The 15,542-nt window shown below is 70.3% G+C and carries 15 protein-coding genes; 6 read left to right on the top strand and 9 right to left on the bottom strand.

Annotated features, from left to right (window positions below):
* Positions 1–24: 24 nt before the first annotated feature.
* The 4 genes from LQ940_RS10725 to LQ940_RS10740 are packed head-to-tail and all read right to left on the bottom strand — an operon-like array spanning position 25 to position 4,200.
* Positions 25–906 (bottom strand): carbohydrate ABC transporter permease, encoded by an 882-nt coding sequence (locus LQ940_RS10725; protein ID WP_231243442.1) that lies wholly within the window; start codon positions 904–906, stop codon positions 25–27.
* A gap of 1 nt (position 907) precedes the next feature.
* Positions 908–1,861, bottom strand: a complete 954-nt coding sequence (locus LQ940_RS10730) for a carbohydrate ABC transporter permease (RefSeq protein WP_231243443.1) — start codon at positions 1,859–1,861, stop codon at positions 908–910.
* 9 nt (positions 1,862–1,870) lie between these two features.
* On the bottom strand, positions 1,871–3,151 hold the full coding sequence (locus LQ940_RS10735; RefSeq protein WP_231243444.1) for an ABC transporter substrate-binding protein: 1,281 nt from the start codon (positions 3,149–3,151) through the stop codon (positions 1,871–1,873).
* Entirely contained in the window at positions 3,148–4,200 is a 1,053-nt protein-coding gene (locus LQ940_RS10740) for a LacI family DNA-binding transcriptional regulator (protein ID WP_231243445.1), read from the bottom strand. Before LQ940_RS10740 ends, LQ940_RS10735 begins: the two co-directional genes overlap by 4 nt.
* A 111-nt stretch (positions 4,201–4,311) precedes the next feature.
* Here LQ940_RS10740 and LQ940_RS10745 point away from each other — a divergent pair, with 111 nt between their 5' ends.
* Positions 4,312–5,043 carry a VOC family protein gene (locus tag LQ940_RS10745; RefSeq protein ID WP_231243446.1) on the top strand — a complete coding sequence of 244 codons (732 nt, stop codon included), beginning with the start codon at positions 4,312–4,314 and terminating at the stop codon, positions 5,041–5,043.
* A 188-nt stretch (positions 5,044–5,231) separates the two neighbouring features.
* Here the strand turns inward: LQ940_RS10745 and LQ940_RS10750 are convergent, their stop codons facing one another.
* Positions 5,232–7,589, bottom strand: coding sequence for an ATP-binding cassette domain-containing protein (locus LQ940_RS10750; RefSeq protein WP_231243447.1), 2,358 nt, complete (start codon positions 7,587–7,589; stop codon positions 5,232–5,234).
* 168 nt (positions 7,590–7,757) lie between these two features.
* On the opposite strand from LQ940_RS10750, the gene LQ940_RS10755 reads away from it, so the two are divergent.
* Positions 7,758–8,213, top strand: coding sequence for a VanZ family protein (locus tag LQ940_RS10755; protein WP_231243448.1), 456 nt, complete (start codon positions 7,758–7,760; stop codon positions 8,211–8,213).
* 12 nt (positions 8,214–8,225) lie between these two features.
* Here LQ940_RS10755 and LQ940_RS10760 read toward each other — a convergent pair whose 3' ends face one another.
* The 3 genes from LQ940_RS10760 to LQ940_RS10765 form a co-directional block, all read right to left on the bottom strand.
* On the bottom strand, positions 8,226–8,654 hold the full coding sequence (locus LQ940_RS10760; RefSeq protein WP_231243449.1) for a peptidase inhibitor family I36 protein: 429 nt from the start codon (positions 8,652–8,654) through the stop codon (positions 8,226–8,228).
* Positions 8,543–9,106 (bottom strand): phospholipase A2, encoded by a 564-nt coding sequence (locus LQ940_RS21870; protein WP_374229528.1) that lies wholly within the window; start codon positions 9,104–9,106, stop codon positions 8,543–8,545. Before LQ940_RS21870 ends, LQ940_RS10760 begins: the two co-directional genes overlap by 112 nt.
* A gap of 298 nt (positions 9,107–9,404) precedes the next feature.
* Entirely contained in the window at positions 9,405–10,421 is a 1,017-nt protein-coding gene (locus LQ940_RS10765) for a zinc-dependent alcohol dehydrogenase family protein (RefSeq protein ID WP_231243450.1), read from the bottom strand.
* A 94-nt stretch (positions 10,422–10,515) separates the two neighbouring features.
* Here LQ940_RS10765 and LQ940_RS10770 point away from each other — a divergent pair, with 94 nt between their 5' ends.
* Positions 10,516–12,042 carry a helix-turn-helix domain-containing protein gene (locus LQ940_RS10770; protein ID WP_231243451.1) on the top strand — a complete coding sequence of 509 codons (1,527 nt, stop codon included), beginning with the start codon at positions 10,516–10,518 and terminating at the stop codon, positions 12,040–12,042.
* Positions 12,043–12,246: 204 nt separating this feature from the next.
* Here the strand turns inward: LQ940_RS10770 and LQ940_RS10775 are convergent, their stop codons facing one another.
* On the bottom strand, positions 12,247–12,510 hold the full coding sequence (locus tag LQ940_RS10775; protein ID WP_231243452.1) for a TFIIB-type zinc ribbon-containing protein: 264 nt from the start codon (positions 12,508–12,510) through the stop codon (positions 12,247–12,249).
* A 183-nt stretch (positions 12,511–12,693) separates the two neighbouring features.
* Here LQ940_RS10775 and LQ940_RS10780 point away from each other — a divergent pair, with 183 nt between their 5' ends.
* From LQ940_RS10780 to LQ940_RS10790, 3 genes are all read left to right on the top strand, one after another.
* Positions 12,694–13,506 (top strand): glycerophosphodiester phosphodiesterase family protein, encoded by an 813-nt coding sequence (locus tag LQ940_RS10780; RefSeq protein WP_231243453.1) that lies wholly within the window; start codon positions 12,694–12,696, stop codon positions 13,504–13,506.
* The gene (locus LQ940_RS10785) at positions 13,503–14,858 is read left to right on the top strand and encodes an MFS transporter (RefSeq protein ID WP_231243454.1); all 1,356 of its coding nucleotides are present in this window, start codon (positions 13,503–13,505) and stop codon (positions 14,856–14,858) included. The genes LQ940_RS10780 and LQ940_RS10785 overlap by 4 nt, the downstream gene beginning before the upstream one ends.
* A 208-nt stretch (positions 14,859–15,066) precedes the next feature.
* Entirely contained in the window at positions 15,067–15,453 is a 387-nt protein-coding gene (locus LQ940_RS10790) for an RNA polymerase-binding protein RbpA (protein WP_231243455.1), read from the top strand.
* Positions 15,454–15,542 lie beyond the last annotated feature (89 nt).

Below are 15,542 nucleotides of genomic sequence, written 5' to 3' on the forward strand. Positions count from 1 at the left end.
CGCGGGTCGGTCGTGCGTCGGGGCTCACCCCTTGACCCCCGACCCGAGGTCGGAGGAGGTGAACCGCTTCTGGAAGGCGACGAACAGGGCGACGGCGGGTGCCGCCAGCACGACGGAGCCGGCGAGGATCGCGCCATAGGGGTTGGCCGCGCGGCCGGCGACGTTGCTGATGTAGTTGGCCAGGGACACCGCGAGCGGCTGCATGCCGGTGTCCTTGGTGACCAGGAACGGCCACAGGAACTCGTTCCAGGGGCCGATGAAGGTGAGCAAGACCGCCGTCACCAGGGCGGGCCGCACCAGCGGCAGGGCCACCGACCACAGGATGCGCAGCTCGCTGGCGCCGTCCAGGCGCGCCGCGGAGAACAGGTCCTCGGGCAGCTGGCGGAAGAACTGGCGGAAGATGAAGACCGCGGTGGAGTTGATCGCGAACGGCAGGATCATCCCCAGGTAGCTGTCGGCCAGCCCGTAGGTGCGCACGATCATCACGTAGATCGGGATGATCAGCAGCTGGAACGGGATGATCTGCACCAGGAGCATGGTCGCGAACAGCGTGCCCTGTCCGCGGAACTCCAGGCGGGCCAGCGCGTAGCCGGCCAGGACGCCGAACACGACGGTGCCGAGCAGCACCCCGCCGGTGAAGATGCCGGAGTTGACCAGCGACTGCACCAGGTCGACCCGCTCGTTGATCTGGGTGTAGTTGTCCAGGGTGAAGCCGCCGGTGGGGAACGCGCCCCCGAGCGAGGTGTCGGGCTCCTTCTGCAGGGACCCGACCACCATGTAGTAGAAGGGGAACAGGAACACCAGCGCGCCGGCGTACAGGACCAGGTGGCGCAGGATCGTCCGCCCCCGGCTCCGCTCACCGGTCGTCTCAGGAGCCGCCTCGGTCGTTCGGGCGTCGGGTGCCATGTCAGTCCCTCTCCAGCAGCCGGCGGTTCACGAGCGAGATCACGAGCACGAGGATCACCAGGATCACGCCGATCGCCGCCGCCGTGTCCGGGTTGCCCTGCTCGATGCCGCGTTGGTACATCAGCAGCACCGGGGAGGTCGATGCCCCGTTGGGCCCACCGCCGTTGGTGAGCAGGTAGGGCTCGGTGAAGAGGTTGGCGCCGGTGATCGTCGCCAGGATGACCACCAGCAGCGTGGCCGGCCGCACCCCCGGCACGGTGACGTGCAGGAACGAGCGGAACCTCGACGCCCCGTCGGTGGACGCCGACTCGTAGAGCTCCTTCGGGACGTTCTGCAGTGCGGCGAGGTAGAGCAGGATGAAGAACCCCAGCTGCTTCCAGGTGACGAAGAGCGCGATGACCGGCATCGCCAGCGTGCTGTTGACCAGCCAGGAGGGGTCAGGAGCCAGCGGCCCCAGGATCTGGTTGACCATCCCGTCGCTGCTGAACAGGAAGAGCCAGACCGCCACCAGCGCCACGCTGGCGGCGACGTAGGGGACGTAGTAGGCCACCCGCAGGAACGTGCGTCCCCGGATCGCGCCGTTGAGCGCGGTGGCGAGGACCAGCGCCAGCACCACCGTGAGCGGCACGTTGATGACCAGGAAGACGCCGACGTTGACCAGGGACTCGCGCACGTCCGGGTCGGAGAGCACCGTGCGGTAGTTGTCAAGGCCGACGAACGGCCGCTCCACCTCGACCCCCGGCGCGGCGAAGAAGTAGTCGTGGAAGCTGATCCACACCGCCAGGCACAGCGGCCAGGCGAAGACCAGGGCGAGGAACACGGCGTACGGCGCCGCCAGCACGATCCCCACGGGGTGGCGCCCCACGAGGCTGGCGACCCAGGAGGGCGCCGCCTTCGACGGACGCGCCGCCCTCGACGGGGGCGGTGCCTCGGGCGGCGCCTGCAGCGTGCTCACGCGGCTCGCCTAGCCCTGTCCGGCCAGGTCCGTGACCTCGCCGGCGGCTCCGCCCAGCGCGTCGTCGACCGGCTCCTCAGCGAAGATCACCGACGAGCTGTAGGCGTCGCGGAAGGCCTGCCAGATCTCGATGGAGTTGGGCACGTTCGGCACCTCGACCGTGCGGGAGGCCTGGTCGGCGAAGGCCTCGTACTCGGGGTGCTCCGCGAAGTACTCCGGGTAGGTGCCGGCCAGGTCCTCGCGCATCGGCATCTGTCCGGTCATCTCCAGGAGCGCCCCGTCCTGCTCCTCGCTGGTCGCGAACTCGAGCACGTCGTAGGCAGTGCCCTGGTTCTCGCAGGCCGAGTACAGGGCGATGTTCTTGGCGTCGGAGAACGTGTAGGTCTCCTCGGCAGGTGTGCCCTGGGAGGTCGGGACGGGCACGGCGCCCCAGTCCACCGACTCGCCGTAGACCGCGATGGCCCACGGCCCGACGATGGACATCGCGGCCTTGCCGTCCGCGAAGGAGTCGCCGTTGTAGACCTCCTGCTGGGCCAGCCCGTCCTCGTACATCGTGGCCCAGAAGTCGGCCACGGCCTGGCCCTCCTCGGACTCGAAGGTGGCCTGGTCGTCCTCGACCAGCTGCGTGCCGCCGGTCTCGGCGGCGTAGAGCGGGTAGAAGTCGAACCACGACTGGAAGAACTCGCTCGTCGGTGCCGGCCAGATGGCCGCCTGCGCGGTGCCGCTGTCGACGATCTTCCGGCTCGTGGCGAGGAACTCGTCGTAGGTCGCCAGCGGCGGGTCCTCCGGATCGACGCCCGCCTTCTTCATCAGGTCCTTGTTGTAGAAGATCATGACCGGGTTGGCCTTCCAGGGGATCTGGTAGTACTGCCCGTCCGGCGACTGGTACTGCTCGGCGACCTCCCCCGACCGCTCCTCGACGTAGTCGGCTCCGCCGTCGAAGGCGTCGAGCGCCACGAGCCCGCCCTGCTTCTGGAATTGCGGCACCGCCGCGGGCGAGGTGTTGAAGACCAGGCACGGCGCGTTGCCCGCGGTGATCGCGGCGCCGATCACCTCCTCGGAGCTCTGGCCGGCCGGGATCTCCTGGGCCTCGATCTCCTCGTCGGGGTGCTCGTCGTTCCAGGCCTTGACCATCGCCTCGCCCCAGGCGATCTCCTCGGGGTTGTTGGAGAGCCAGACCTTGATCGGGCCGCGGTCGTCGTTGCCCGAGGACCCCTCCCCGTCTCCCCCGCACGCCGCCACCGTGAGCGCCAGCGCACCGAGCGTGGCCGCCATCGTCTTCGTCTTCATGGTCTCTCCTTGGTCGGGCTGTCGGGTACGTCGTGCGGTGCCGGTCCGGTGGAGCCCCGCACCACCAGGCGGGGGGCGCTGAGGACGGGCTCGGTGGGCCGGCGCTGCTCGACCAGGTCGAGCAGCCGGGTGGCGGCCGCACGGCCCCAGCCGGTGACGTCGGTCGTGACGGTCGTGAGGGGCGGCTGCAGGTAGGCGGCGAGCTCGGTGTCGTCGTACCCGGCGATCGAGAGCCGTCCGGGCACGTCGATGCCGCGGGCGACCGCCACGGCCAGGCCGGCCATCGCCATCAGGTCGTTGGCATAGACCACCGCGGTGGGCGGTTCGGCGAGGTCCAGCAGAGACGTCGTCGCGGCCGCGCCGCCCTCGGCGGAGAAGTCCGACTCGACGAACGGCCCCGGAGCCAGGCCGGCGTCCGCGAGGGCGGCCGCCCACGCGTCGCGGCGGGAACGGCCGTGGACCATGACCGCGGGTCCGCCGACGTGGGCGATGCGCGTGTGGCCGAGCGAGACCAGGTGCTCGACGACCGCTGCGATGCCGGGCCCGTCGTCGACCCCGACCGCGGGCCACAGCCCCTCCCCCTGGTCGGGACCGACGACCACCGCCGGCAGGTCCACCTCGGCGAGCAGCGCCGGGCGGGTGTCGTCGACGTGGAGGTCGGTGAGCAGGACACCGTCGACGCGCCCCTGCTCGGCGAGCCTCCGGTAGGAGGCGTGGCCCTCGTCGTCCTCGGGGACCAGCTGCAGCAGCAGCGCGTAGCCGCTCTCGGCCAGCACGCTCTCCACCCCCGCGATGAAGGAGGGGAAGAACGGGTCCGCGCGCAGCGTCTCCGGGGGCCGGGCGATCACCATCCCCACCGCGAGCGCCCGGGACACCGACAGCGCGCGCGCCCGCGAGCTCGGCGTCCAGCCCATCGCCCGGGCGGTCTCCAGGATCCGCTCCCGGGTCTCCGGAGCGATCCCGGGGCGGTCGTTGAACGCGAACGACACCGCGCCCTTCGACACGCCGGCCTTGCGGGCGACGTCGTTGATGGTGGGACGAGGTGTCACGCACGTCACTAAACCGGTTTAGAACACAGCGGTCAAGGGTGGGCGGGCAGGCTTTGCCCGCCCCGGGAAATCGGCTTGCGCGGGCCTCCTGGTCCACCTAGCGTCCACGAGATGACGCCTGAGCTGGATGCGCTCACCTTCGACGCCGACGACCCGGCGGCGCTGGCCACCTTCTGGGCCGCATTCCTCGGATGGGACACCACCGGCGACCCCGACGACCCCGAGGCCGTCGTGTTGCTGCCCGACGACGACACCGGCTTCCGGCTCCGGTTCCAGCCGGCCGACCAGCCCAAGTCCATCCCCAACCAGATGCACTTCGACCTCACCAGCACCTCGCTGGAGGACCAGAAGCGGACCGTAGCGCGGGCCCTCGCCCTCGGCGCCCGCCGCCTCGACATCGGGCAGGGCCCCGATGCCGAGCACGTGGTGCTCGGCGACCCCGAGGGCAACGAGTTCGACGTGATCGAGCCGGGCAACGGCTTCCTGGCCGACTGCGGGTTCATCGGCGCGCTCGCCAGCGACGGCACCCAGGAGGTCGGCTACTTCTGGAGCCGCGCGCTGGACTGGCCGCTGGTCTGGGACCAGGACCAGGAGACCGCGATCCGCTCACCCAGGGGCGGCCCCAAGATCACCTGGGGCGGTCCGCCCATCGACCCGAGGCCCGGCAAGAACCGCCTGCACTTCGACCTGGTCCCCCCGCCCGGCGCCGACCAGCAGGCGGTCGTCGCACGGCTGCTGTCCCTGGGCGCCACCCGCGTCGACATCGGGCAGGGAGACGTGGGCTGGGTGGTGATGGCCGATCCCGACGGCAACGAGTTCTGCGTGAAGCCGTCGCGGGTCTAGACGTCCGCGACCCGGGGGTGCGGGTCGTGCCCGTGCTCGGGACTAGGCGACTCGTCGCCTGCCCCGTGCCCGCACCCATCAGGGCCCGCGGTTTGGTCACAAACCGCACGCCGAAGGGGGTCGAGCATGCGGTTTGTGACCAAACCGCATGCCCCACGTGAGGCCAGACCGCTCAGCGGGCCGCCGGCCTAGGCCCCGACGTACGCCGCCAGATGCTCGCCGGTGAGCGTCGAACGTCCGGCGACCAGGTCGGTCGGCGTGCCCTCGAAGACGACGAGGCCACCGTCGTGGCCCGCGCCGGGACCCAGGTCGATGATCCAGTCCGCGTGCGCCATCACGGCCTGGTGGTGCTCGATCACGATCACCGACTTGCCGGAGTCGACGAGCCGGTCGAGCAGGCCGAGCAGGTTCGCGACATCGGCGAGGTGCAGGCCGGTGGTGGGCTCGTCGAGGACGTAGACGTCGCCCTTCTCGGCCATCTGCGTGGCCAGCTTGAGCCGCTGCCGCTCGCCGCCGGACAGGGTCGTGAGCGGCTGCCCGAGTCGGAGGTAGCCCAGCCCGACGTCCTCGAGCCGCGACAGGACCTTGTGTGCGGCCGGGGTCTTGGCGTCGCCGTCGGCGAAGAAGTCCTCGGCCTCGGCCACCGACATCGCCAGGACGTCGGCGATGTTCTTCCCGCCCAGCGTGTACTCGAGCACGGCCGCCTGGAAGCGCCTGCCCTCGCACTCCTCGCACACCGACTCGACGGTCGCCATGACGCCGAGCTCGGTGAAGATCACGCCGGCGCCGTTGCAGGTCTGGCAGGCGCCCTCGGAGTTGGAGCTGAACAGGGCGGGCTTGACGCCGTTGGCCTTGGCGAAGGCCTTGCGGATCGGCTCCAGCAGTCCGGTGTACGTCGCCGGGTTGCTGCGACGTGAGCCCTTGATCGCGCCCTGGTCGATCACCACGACGCCCTCGCGCTGGGCGACCGAGCCGTGGATCAGCGAGCTCTTGCCCGAGCCGGCGACGCCCGTGACCACGCACAGCACGCCGAGCGGCACGTCGACGTCGACGTCGCGCAGGTTGTGGGTGGCGGCACCCCGGACCTGCAGGGCGCCGGTGGGCTCACGGACCGCCTCCTTGAGCGCGGCCCGGTCGTCCAGGTGCCGGCCGGTGACGGTGTCGCTGCTCCGCAGTCCCGCCACGGTGCCCTCGAAGCACACCTCGCCGCCGCCGGAGCCGGCTCCCGGTCCCAGGTCGACGACGTGGTCGGCGATGGCGATCGTCTCCGGCTTGTGCTCGACCACGAGCACGGTGTTGCCCTTGTCGCGCAGCTGGAGCAGCAGCTGGTTCATCCGCTCGATGTCGTGGGGGTGCAGCCCGATCGTCGGCTCGTCGAAGACGTAGGTGACGTCGGTGAGGGACGACCCGAGGTGGCGGATCATCTTGGTGCGCTGGGCCTCTCCCCCCGACAGCGTGCCGGCGGGCCGATCGAGCGAGAGGTAGCCGAGCCCGATCTCGGTGAACGAGTCGAGCAGGTGGCGCAGCCCCTTCAGCAGCGGTGCGACCGACGGCTCGTCGAGCGCGCTCACCCACTGGGCCAGGTCGCTGATCTGCATCCGGCAGAGGTCCGCGATGCTCTTGCCCTGGATCTTGGACCGCAGCACCTCCTTGGTGAGCCGCGTGCCCTCGCACTCGGGGCAGGTCTGGAAGGTCACGGCCCGCTCGACGAAGCGCCGCACGTGCGGCTGCATGGCCTCGGCGTCCTTGGACAGCATCGACTTCTGGATCCGGGGGATGATCCCCTCATAGGTCAGGTTGATGCCCTCGACCTTGATCTTGGTCGGCTCGGCGTAGAGCAGCGTGTCGAGCTGCTTCTGGGTGAACTTCGCGATGGGCTTGTCCATCGGCAGCCCGGCGCCCTCGAAGAGGCGCCCGTACCACCCGTCCATCGAGTAGCCGGGGATCGTCAGTGCCCCCTCGCTCAGCGACGTGGACTCGTCGTAGAGCGCGGTGAGATCGATGTCGCTGACGTTGCCCATGCCCTCGCACCGCGGGCACATGCCGCCGAGGTAGACCTCGTCCTTGACGACACTCTTCTCGACCCGGCCGCCCTTGTCCGTGCTCATGACGCCGCTGGCCTTACGGGTCGGCACGTTGAACGAGTACGCCGTCGGCGGACCGACGTACGGCGCGCCGAGGCGGCTGAACAGGATCCGCAGCATCGCGTTGGCGTCGGTGGCCGTGCCGACGGTCGAGCGGGGGTTGGCGCCCATCCGCTCCTGGTCGACGATGATCGCCGTCGTCAGGCCCTCCAGCAGGTCGACCTCCGGGCGGGCCAGCGTGGGCATGAAGCCTTGCAGGAACGCGCTGTAGGTCTCGTTGATCATCCGCTGGGACTCCGCCGCGATCGTCGCGAACACCAGCGAGCTCTTGCCCGAGCCCGAGACACCGGTGAACACCGTGAGCCGGCGCTTGGGGATCTCCACGCTGAGGTCACGCAGGTTGTTGACGCGCGCGCCCTGCACGCGGATCAGGTCGTGACGGTCGGCGGGGTGGGTGCTCATCGGTTCTCCCTCGGTCGTGCCTGCTCGGGCGCGGCGCCCAGACTAGGGCTGACCGGTGATCCCGGTGGTCCTCATCGCTGACGCGGGCCGGCGCGACTGTGTGACATCGCACGCCCTCGCGCCGTACGTCGGACGGCGGCGTTCGCGCAGAACCGGCACACTGGCGGGGTGCTGCACCGACACCCCTTCCTGAGCCTGCTGACCGGTGGCTACCTGGTCTTCGTCGCCTGGCTCACCCTGACGCCGCAGCCGATCGGCCCCGACGACCGGGACCTGATCCTCCGGGGTCTCGACGCGCTGCACCGGCGCGGCTACGCCGAGTCGATCGACTACAACCGGCTGGAGTTCCTGGCCAACATCGCGCTGTTCGTGCCGATCGGGATGTTCCTGCTGCTGCTGTTCGGCGCCGGGCAGTGGTGGCTGGCCGCCATCGGCGCCTTCCTGCTCACGTCGTTCATCGAGACCGTGCAGCAGCAGATCCCCGGCCGGGTCTCCGACGACCGCGACCTGCTGGCCAACACCGTGGGCGGCCTGATCGGGATCGCCGTCGCCCTGGTCGTGACCATGCCCGCCACGCTGCGGCGGCGTCGCGCCCGGGAGCGACGGGCCGCCGGGGTCGCGTGACGGGCGGGCGGCTCAGCAGCCCGGCCGGGCCGCGCTGAGCTCGTCGTTGAGCCCGTCGAAGCTGCCGAAGTCCTCGACGGCGCCGGCAGCCACGCAGCGAGTGCTGCCGCCGTAGCCCGGGTCGTCGTAGACGCGCCAGGCATCGGGCTCGCGGTTCCAGACCGACTTGACGTTGTCGTTGAGGTCCCCGCCGGCGAAGTCGTGGAAGTCCGCCGACCGCCGGGCGAGCTGGACGCGCCAGCCGCCGCGATCGTCGTCGTCGTACATGCAGAAGTAGCCGACGTCGCAGGTGTCGTCGTAGAACGCCGCGGCGCCGTTGTTGAGGTCGTTCACGAAGTGGTAGTACGTCGCGACCGCAGCGCCGCAGCCGTTGGGATCGCCCTGGTTGTCGCACTGGCGGTCCATGTCGGCGCTGAAGGTGGTGTTGATCCGCAGTCGCATCTGCTCCGAGGGCCGTAGCTGCAGGCCGTTGCCGTAGTTGCGAAACCGAAGTCGTGGCGTACGCAGGAGCGCCGGAAGTTGTCCGAGAACGGGTTGGGTGGCCCGCTGCAGCCGTCGTCGGTCCAGTCGAACTCCGTGTCGATGCCCGACTTGGCGGTGTTCTTGACGCGCATGAACTGCGCCAGCGTCATCTCGAACATCAGCGTGTTGGCGCGGGCGCGCAGCTGGGCCTGGGTGTACGCCGCAGCGGGGGGCGGGCCGGCTGCCTGGACGGGCGCCGGCAGCCACACGCCGGCCAGGCAGGTGAGGGCGGCCAGCGTGGTCAAGAGGAGGCGCTTCATGGGGGGTCCTTTCGAGACATGACAGGACCGACGCCCCCCGAGCCGAGTCCCTTGGGTATGACTTGACGCTAGTCCCGCGCCCGGTTCGCCCCCGCCATGTCGACGGGCCATTTCCCCTAGTCAATTTGGACTAGCCCGCGCGATTCGACCCCAGGCCTCCGCGGACAGCACGTAGCGTCGTGAGCAACGACTTCACAGGGGCGACGACATCATGTGGGACACGGTTCCAAGCAGCACTCACCAGCTCAGCCACGACATGCCGTGCGCTCGGTGCGGGCACGCGAGGCACACCTTCCTGGCGTGCAGCGACTCCTGCGACTGCGCGCCGGTCGCCGCGCCGGCGCGCGAGCTCGCCCGCGCCTGAGTCCGCGATCCTGAGCCCCCCGCACCGGGGCCCGGTCGGTGCCCCTCAGGGCTCCAGCAGCACCTTGACGGCGCGACGCTCGTCCATCGCCCGGTAGCCGTCGGCCGCCTGCGCCAGCGGCAGCGTGAGGTCGAAGACCAGCCCGGGCTCCATCCGGCCGGCCAGCACGTGGTCGAGCATCTCGGGAAGGTAGCGCCGAACCGGCGCCATGCCGCCGCGCAGGCCGAAGTTCTTCTGGAACATCCGCCGCACGGGCAGCTGCACGCCGTGCGGGACGCCGACGAAGCCCACCGTGGCGCCCGGGCGGGCCACGGCGAAGGCGGTGCCCATCGCGTCGTCGGTGCCGACGCACTCCAGCACCGCGTGGGCCCCGATCCCGCCGGTGATCTCCTTGACCTCCGCCGCGCCCTCTTTGCCGCGCGCGGCGACCAGGTGGGTGGCGCCGAAGGCCGTGGCGATCTGCTGGCGCGACTCGTGGCGCGACATGGCGATGACCTTCTCGGCACCCATGATCGACGCGGCCAGGACGCCGCACAGACCGACGGCACCGTCCCCCACGACGACGACCGTGCCGCCTTCGGGGACACCGGCAGCGACGGCCGCGTGCCACCCGGTGGGCATCACGTCCGAGAGCGCCAGCAGGGACGGCACGAGGGCCGGGTCGGGCTCGCCGTCGAGCTTGACCAGGCTGCCCTCGGCCTGGCCGACCAGCGCGTACTCCGCCTGGCCGCTCGTGGTCATGCTCAGGTTGCTGCAGGCCGACTGCACGCCGGCCTCGCAGTGAGCGCAGGTGTTGTCACAGTGGCAGAACGGGACGATGACGAAGTCGCCCGGGCGGAAGGACGCCACCTCCGAGCCCACCTCCTCCACGACGCCGATGCACTCGTGGCCGATGGTGGCGCCGGGAGTGATGTCGTTCTCGCCGCGGTAGGGCCACAGGTCCGAGCCGCAGATGCAGCCCGCGGTGACCTTGACGATGGCGTCCGTGGGGCTGGTGAGGACCGGGTCGGGGACCTGCGAGACTCGGATGTCACCGGGTCCGTGGATGGTGGTGGCGCGCATGTGTGCCATCCTCGCACTGGTCCCGACCCGGCCCCACGACCCGCCGTCGCGGCCGGTGTTTGCGTTATCTCACATGTGAGTTACCTTGGAAAACATGGCATTGGACTACAAGGGCCGGATCGGTCATCTGATCCGCGACGCACGCAAGCACCGCGGTCTCACCCAGCACCAGCTGGCCGCGCTGCTCAACACCAGCCAGAGCGCGATCAACCGGATCGAGAAGGGCCACCAGAACCTCTCCCTGGAAATGCTGGCTCGCATCGGCGAGGCCCTGGACTCCGAGATCGTGGCGCTCGGCGCTGGGCCGACGCACCTGCGCGTGACGGGCCCGACCACCCTGTCGGGCAGCATCGACGTCAAGACCTCGAAGAACGCCGGCGTCGCGCTCCTGTGCGCCACGCTGCTCAACCGCGGCCGCACCACGCTGCGCAAGGTCGCGCGCATCGAGGAGGTCAACCGGCTCCTGGAGGTCCTCAACAGCCTCGGCGTCCAGACCAAGTGGCTCAACGACCAGAACGACCTCGAGATCATCCCGCCCAAGGAGCTCGACCTCGGCCACATCGACGAGGAGGCGGCCCGCCGTACCCGCTCGATCATCATGTTCCTCGGCCCGCTGCTGCACCGCTCCGACGCCTTCGACCTGCCGTACGCCGGCGGCTGCAACCTCGGCACCCGCACCGTCGAGCCGCACATGTCGGCACTGCGGCCCTTCGGCCTCGAGGTCAAGGCGACCGAGGGCTCCTACCACGCCCAGGTCAACCGGGCCATCGAGCCGGGGCGCCCCATCGTCCTCACCGAGCGCGGCGACACCGTCACCGAGAACGCGCTCATGGCCGCCGCGCTGCACCCCGGCACCACGATCATCCGCAACGCCTCGTCCAACTACATGGTCCAGGACCTGTGCTTCTACCTGCAGCGTCTCGGCGTCGAGGTCGAGGGCATCGGCACCACCACCCTCACCGTCACCGGCAAGTCGGTCATCGACGTCGACGTGGACTACTCCCCCAGCGAGGACCCGATCGAGGCGATGTCGCTGCTGGCCGCCGCGATCGTCACGAAGTCCTCGATCACCATCCGCCGGGTGCCGATCGAGTTCCTCGAGATCGAGCTGGCGCTGCTCGAGGAGATGGGGTTCAGCTACGAGCGGACCGAGGAGTACGTCGCGGCCAACGGCGCCACCCGCTTGGTCGATCTCACGACGCGCCCCTCGGAGCTGCACGCCCCGCTCGACAAGATCCACCCGATGCCCTTCCCGGGCCTCAACATCGACAACCTGCCGTTCTTCGCGGTCATCGCGGCCACCGCCGAGGGGCAGACCTATCTGCACGACTGGGTCTACGACAACCGCGCCATCTACCTCACCGACCTCAACAAGCTGGGCGGCCACGTCCAGCTGCTCGACCCGCACCGGGTCATGATCGAGGGCCCCACGCACTGGACCGGTGCCGAGCTCATGTGCCCCCCGGCCCTCCGGCCCGCCGTCGTGGTGCTCCTGGCGATGCTCGCCTCCCGGGGCACCTCGGTCCTGCGCGGCACCTACGTCATCCACCGCGGCTACGAGGACCTCGCCGAGCGCCTCAACCAGCTCGGCGCGTCCATCGACACCTTCCGCGACATCTGACCCTTCTGCCGCCCCGCGGTCTGCGGTTTGGTCACAAACCGCAGATCCGGACCGCTCCGGCCCGCGGTTTGTGACCAAACCACGCACGCCGAGGCGCGCGACGCCGGTTGGCCGGCTGGGTCGCGGTTTGGTCACAAACCGCAGGTTCAAGCCGCCGCAGCCTGCGGTTTGTGACCAAACCACGGGGGCGCCGCGCGCACCGGCTCAGTCGAACAGCGTCTCGACCCACGCGCGGGCCGGCGGTCGGGAGGAGACGGGCGGCTCCGTCATATCCGCCGTGATCCGCGGCAGCGGGGCGGTGTGCTGGCCGGCGTGCCGGTGCCAGTCGAGCTCGGACTCGGTGAGGGCACCGAGGTCGGCGCGCGAGAGGAAGACGCCGTGCCCGTCGGGGCACTGGCTCACCTCACCGTCGCCGAGCCCTCGCGACACCATCTCCGCACCGCAGCGAGGACAGCTCAAGGTCTCCATGCTCCGACCGTAGACCTCCGTCGGCACGGGTGGCGGACGCGCGCCGAGATGCTGCCGCCTGGTCCCGACACCCGCCTCCTCGCGGGGCCGCGGCGGAGCGGTCGGGCTCGGCGTACGGCGTGACGGGGGCGGTGCGGCACGGGGCGCGGCGCAATCGGCGCCGCGGGGTGGATACTGCACCCCGTGACGTCACCGCTGACGGGGTTCGCCTACCTCGACGAGCCCCAGGCGCAGCCGGGGTCCGTGCTGGCGTTCGCGCACCGCGGCGGCGCCTACCACCCGGAGATCGAGGGTCTGGAGAACACGGTCGCGGCCTTCCGGCACGCCGTGGAGCTCGGCTACGAGTACCTCGAGACCGACGTCCACGTCACCAGCGACGGCGTGCTGCTGGCCTTCCACGACGACGTGCTGGACCGGGTCACGGACCGGACCGGCAGCCTGGCGACCTCGACCTACGCGGAGGTACGGCGGGCGCGGGTCGGTGGCCGGGAGCAGGTGCCCACCCTGGAGACGCTCTTCGACGAGTTCCCCTCCGCCCGGTTCAACATCGATCTCAAGTCCGACGGGGCGGTGGCCGCCCTGGCCGACCTCCTCGCCGAGCGTGGCGCCTGGGACCGGGTGCTGGTCGGGTCGTTCAAGGTGCGCCGGCTGAGGCGGTTCCGGGCGCTGACCCGAGGTCGGGTGGCGACCTCCGCCCACCCGCTCGAGGTCGCGGCGTACCGGTTGCTGCCCAGCGGCCGCCTGGCGCGACTGCTGACGCGGGGGCGCCTCGCCGCCCTGCAGATCCCGCACCGGCGCGGCCGACTGGTCGTCGCCACCCGCGGGCTCGTACGCCGCGCCCACGCGGCCGGCCACCACGTCCACGCGTGGACCATCGACGACCCCGAGGAGATGGACGAGCTGCTCGACCGCGGCGTCGACGGCCTGTTCACCGATCGCACCGACGTGCTCAAGACCGTGCTCCAGCGGCGCGGACAATGGAGGGAGACCACATGACGACCCAGCCAAGCGGTGTCGCCGATCTCGGACCGCTCAACAGGGCACGGGAGCAGAAGGCCTGGTACTTCTACGACTGGGCCAACAGCGCGTTCGCCACCACGGTGGCCGGAGTGCTCTTCGGTCCGTACCTGATCGCGATCGCCGAGGAGGCCGCGGTCGACGACCGCGTCTCGCTGCTGGGCATCTCGGTGGACCCCGGCGCCCTGCCCGCCTACGTCATCACGGCCTCGACGCTCATCTCCGCGATCCTCCTGCCGCTGCTGGGAGCGGTGGCCGACCGTACCTCCCGCAAGAAGGACCTGCTCGCCGGCTTCGCCTGGGTCGGCGCCCTCTTCGCCGCACTGCTCTTCTTCATGACCGGCGACAACTGGCAGTTCGGGGCGATCACGTTCGTCATCGCCAACCTGTGCTTCGGCGCCTCCGCGGTGGTCAACGACTCCATCCTGCCGTTGATCTCCGACGAGTCGGAGCGCGACCGGGTCTCCTCGCGCGGCTGGGCCTACGGCTACGCCGGCGGGGGGCTGCTGCTCGCGCTGAACTTCGTGCTGGTCAGCTTCCACGACACCTTCGGCCTCACCGAGGGCATGGCCGTCCGGATCTCGCTGCTCTCGGCCGCCGTCTGGTGGGCGGCGTTCACCTTCATCCCGTGGCGTGGGCTGCGCAACCACCCGCCCGCCGACGTCGAGCACGTCGAGGGCGGCGTCCTGCAGCGCAGCTTCGGGCAGCTCTGGCTCACGCTCAAGGACATGCGCAACTACCCAGTCGCGCTCACCTTCCTGTTGGCCTACCTGTTCTTCAACGACGGCATCCAGACCGTCATCAGCCAGGCGTCGGTCTACGGCGTGGAGGAGCTCGGCTTCGAGCAGGGGACGATGCTCGGGGTCTACCTGCTCGTGCAGTTCGTCGCGGTCGGGGGGGCGCTACTGTTCGGCCGGATCGCCGCCACGAGGGGTGCGAAGAACACGATCCTGGGCGGCCTGGTGATCTGGATGCTCATCGTCACCGCCGGGCTGGTGATGCCGGATGAGTCCCTGCTGCCGCTCCTGGGCCTGGGGGCGGCCATCGGCCTGGTGCTCGGCGGGACCCAGGCCCTGGCGCGCTCGTACTTCTCGTTGCTGATCCCCCGGGGCAAGGAGGCGGAGTACTTCAGCTTCTACCACGCCATGGAGCGGGGCACGTCGTGGTTCGGCACGCTCGTCTTCGGGCTCGTCTACACGTTCACCGGCTCCTACCGGCCGGCCCTCTTCGCCCTCATCCTGTTCTTCATCGTCGGCGGCCTGCTGCTGATGCGCGTCGACACCGCGCGCGGCATCCGGGAGGCCGGCAACGAGCTCCCGGGCGTCTACTGACGCCGGCTTGGCGGCCGGGTGACGGATCCCCACCGACTCCTCGCGGTGACGCGGTGATTGCCGGAATCTTTGGGTGGCTCGCTAACGTTGAACGAGTACGGGGGTGCTATGGCCCGCATCGGTCCCGGCCGGTTTTGGTCCGGTCCCGATCTGGGTACTACTCCCCTGACTGAATTCCACGGGGAAACACTAGTTTGGAGGTGCCTCAATGGCGGAGCGCACATTGCGTGGCGCACGGCTCGGAGGCCAAAGCTTCGAGGACGAGCGCGGGATCGAGTTCGCGGCCCGGCAGCAGGTGGGCTACCGCTGCCCGCAGGGCCACACGTTCGAGATCACGATGTCGGTCGAGGCGGACGTCCCGGCGATCTGGGAGTGCCCGCGCTGCGGTGCCGAGGGACTCAGCACCGACGGAATCGAGAAGGTCGAGAAGGCCGAGAAGCCGGCGCGCACCCACTGGGACATGCTGCTGGAGCGGCGCTCGGAGAAGGAGCTCGAGGACATCCTCAAGGAGCGCCTCGACCTGCTCCGCGGCGGCGAGATCGGCCCCGCCCACCTGCACCGCGCCAACGCGAAGAAGCGCAAGGCCACGGCCTGAGCGCACCCGCATCAGCCACGCCCCGATCCGGTCTCACCGGGTCGGGGCGTTCTCGTTGTCCTCGGGTGGCCCAAGGGAAGCAGAGAGGC

This window comes from Nocardioides sp. cx-173 (genome assembly GCF_021117365.1).
GTDB lineage: Bacteria > Actinomycetota > Actinomycetes > Propionibacteriales > Nocardioidaceae > Nocardioides.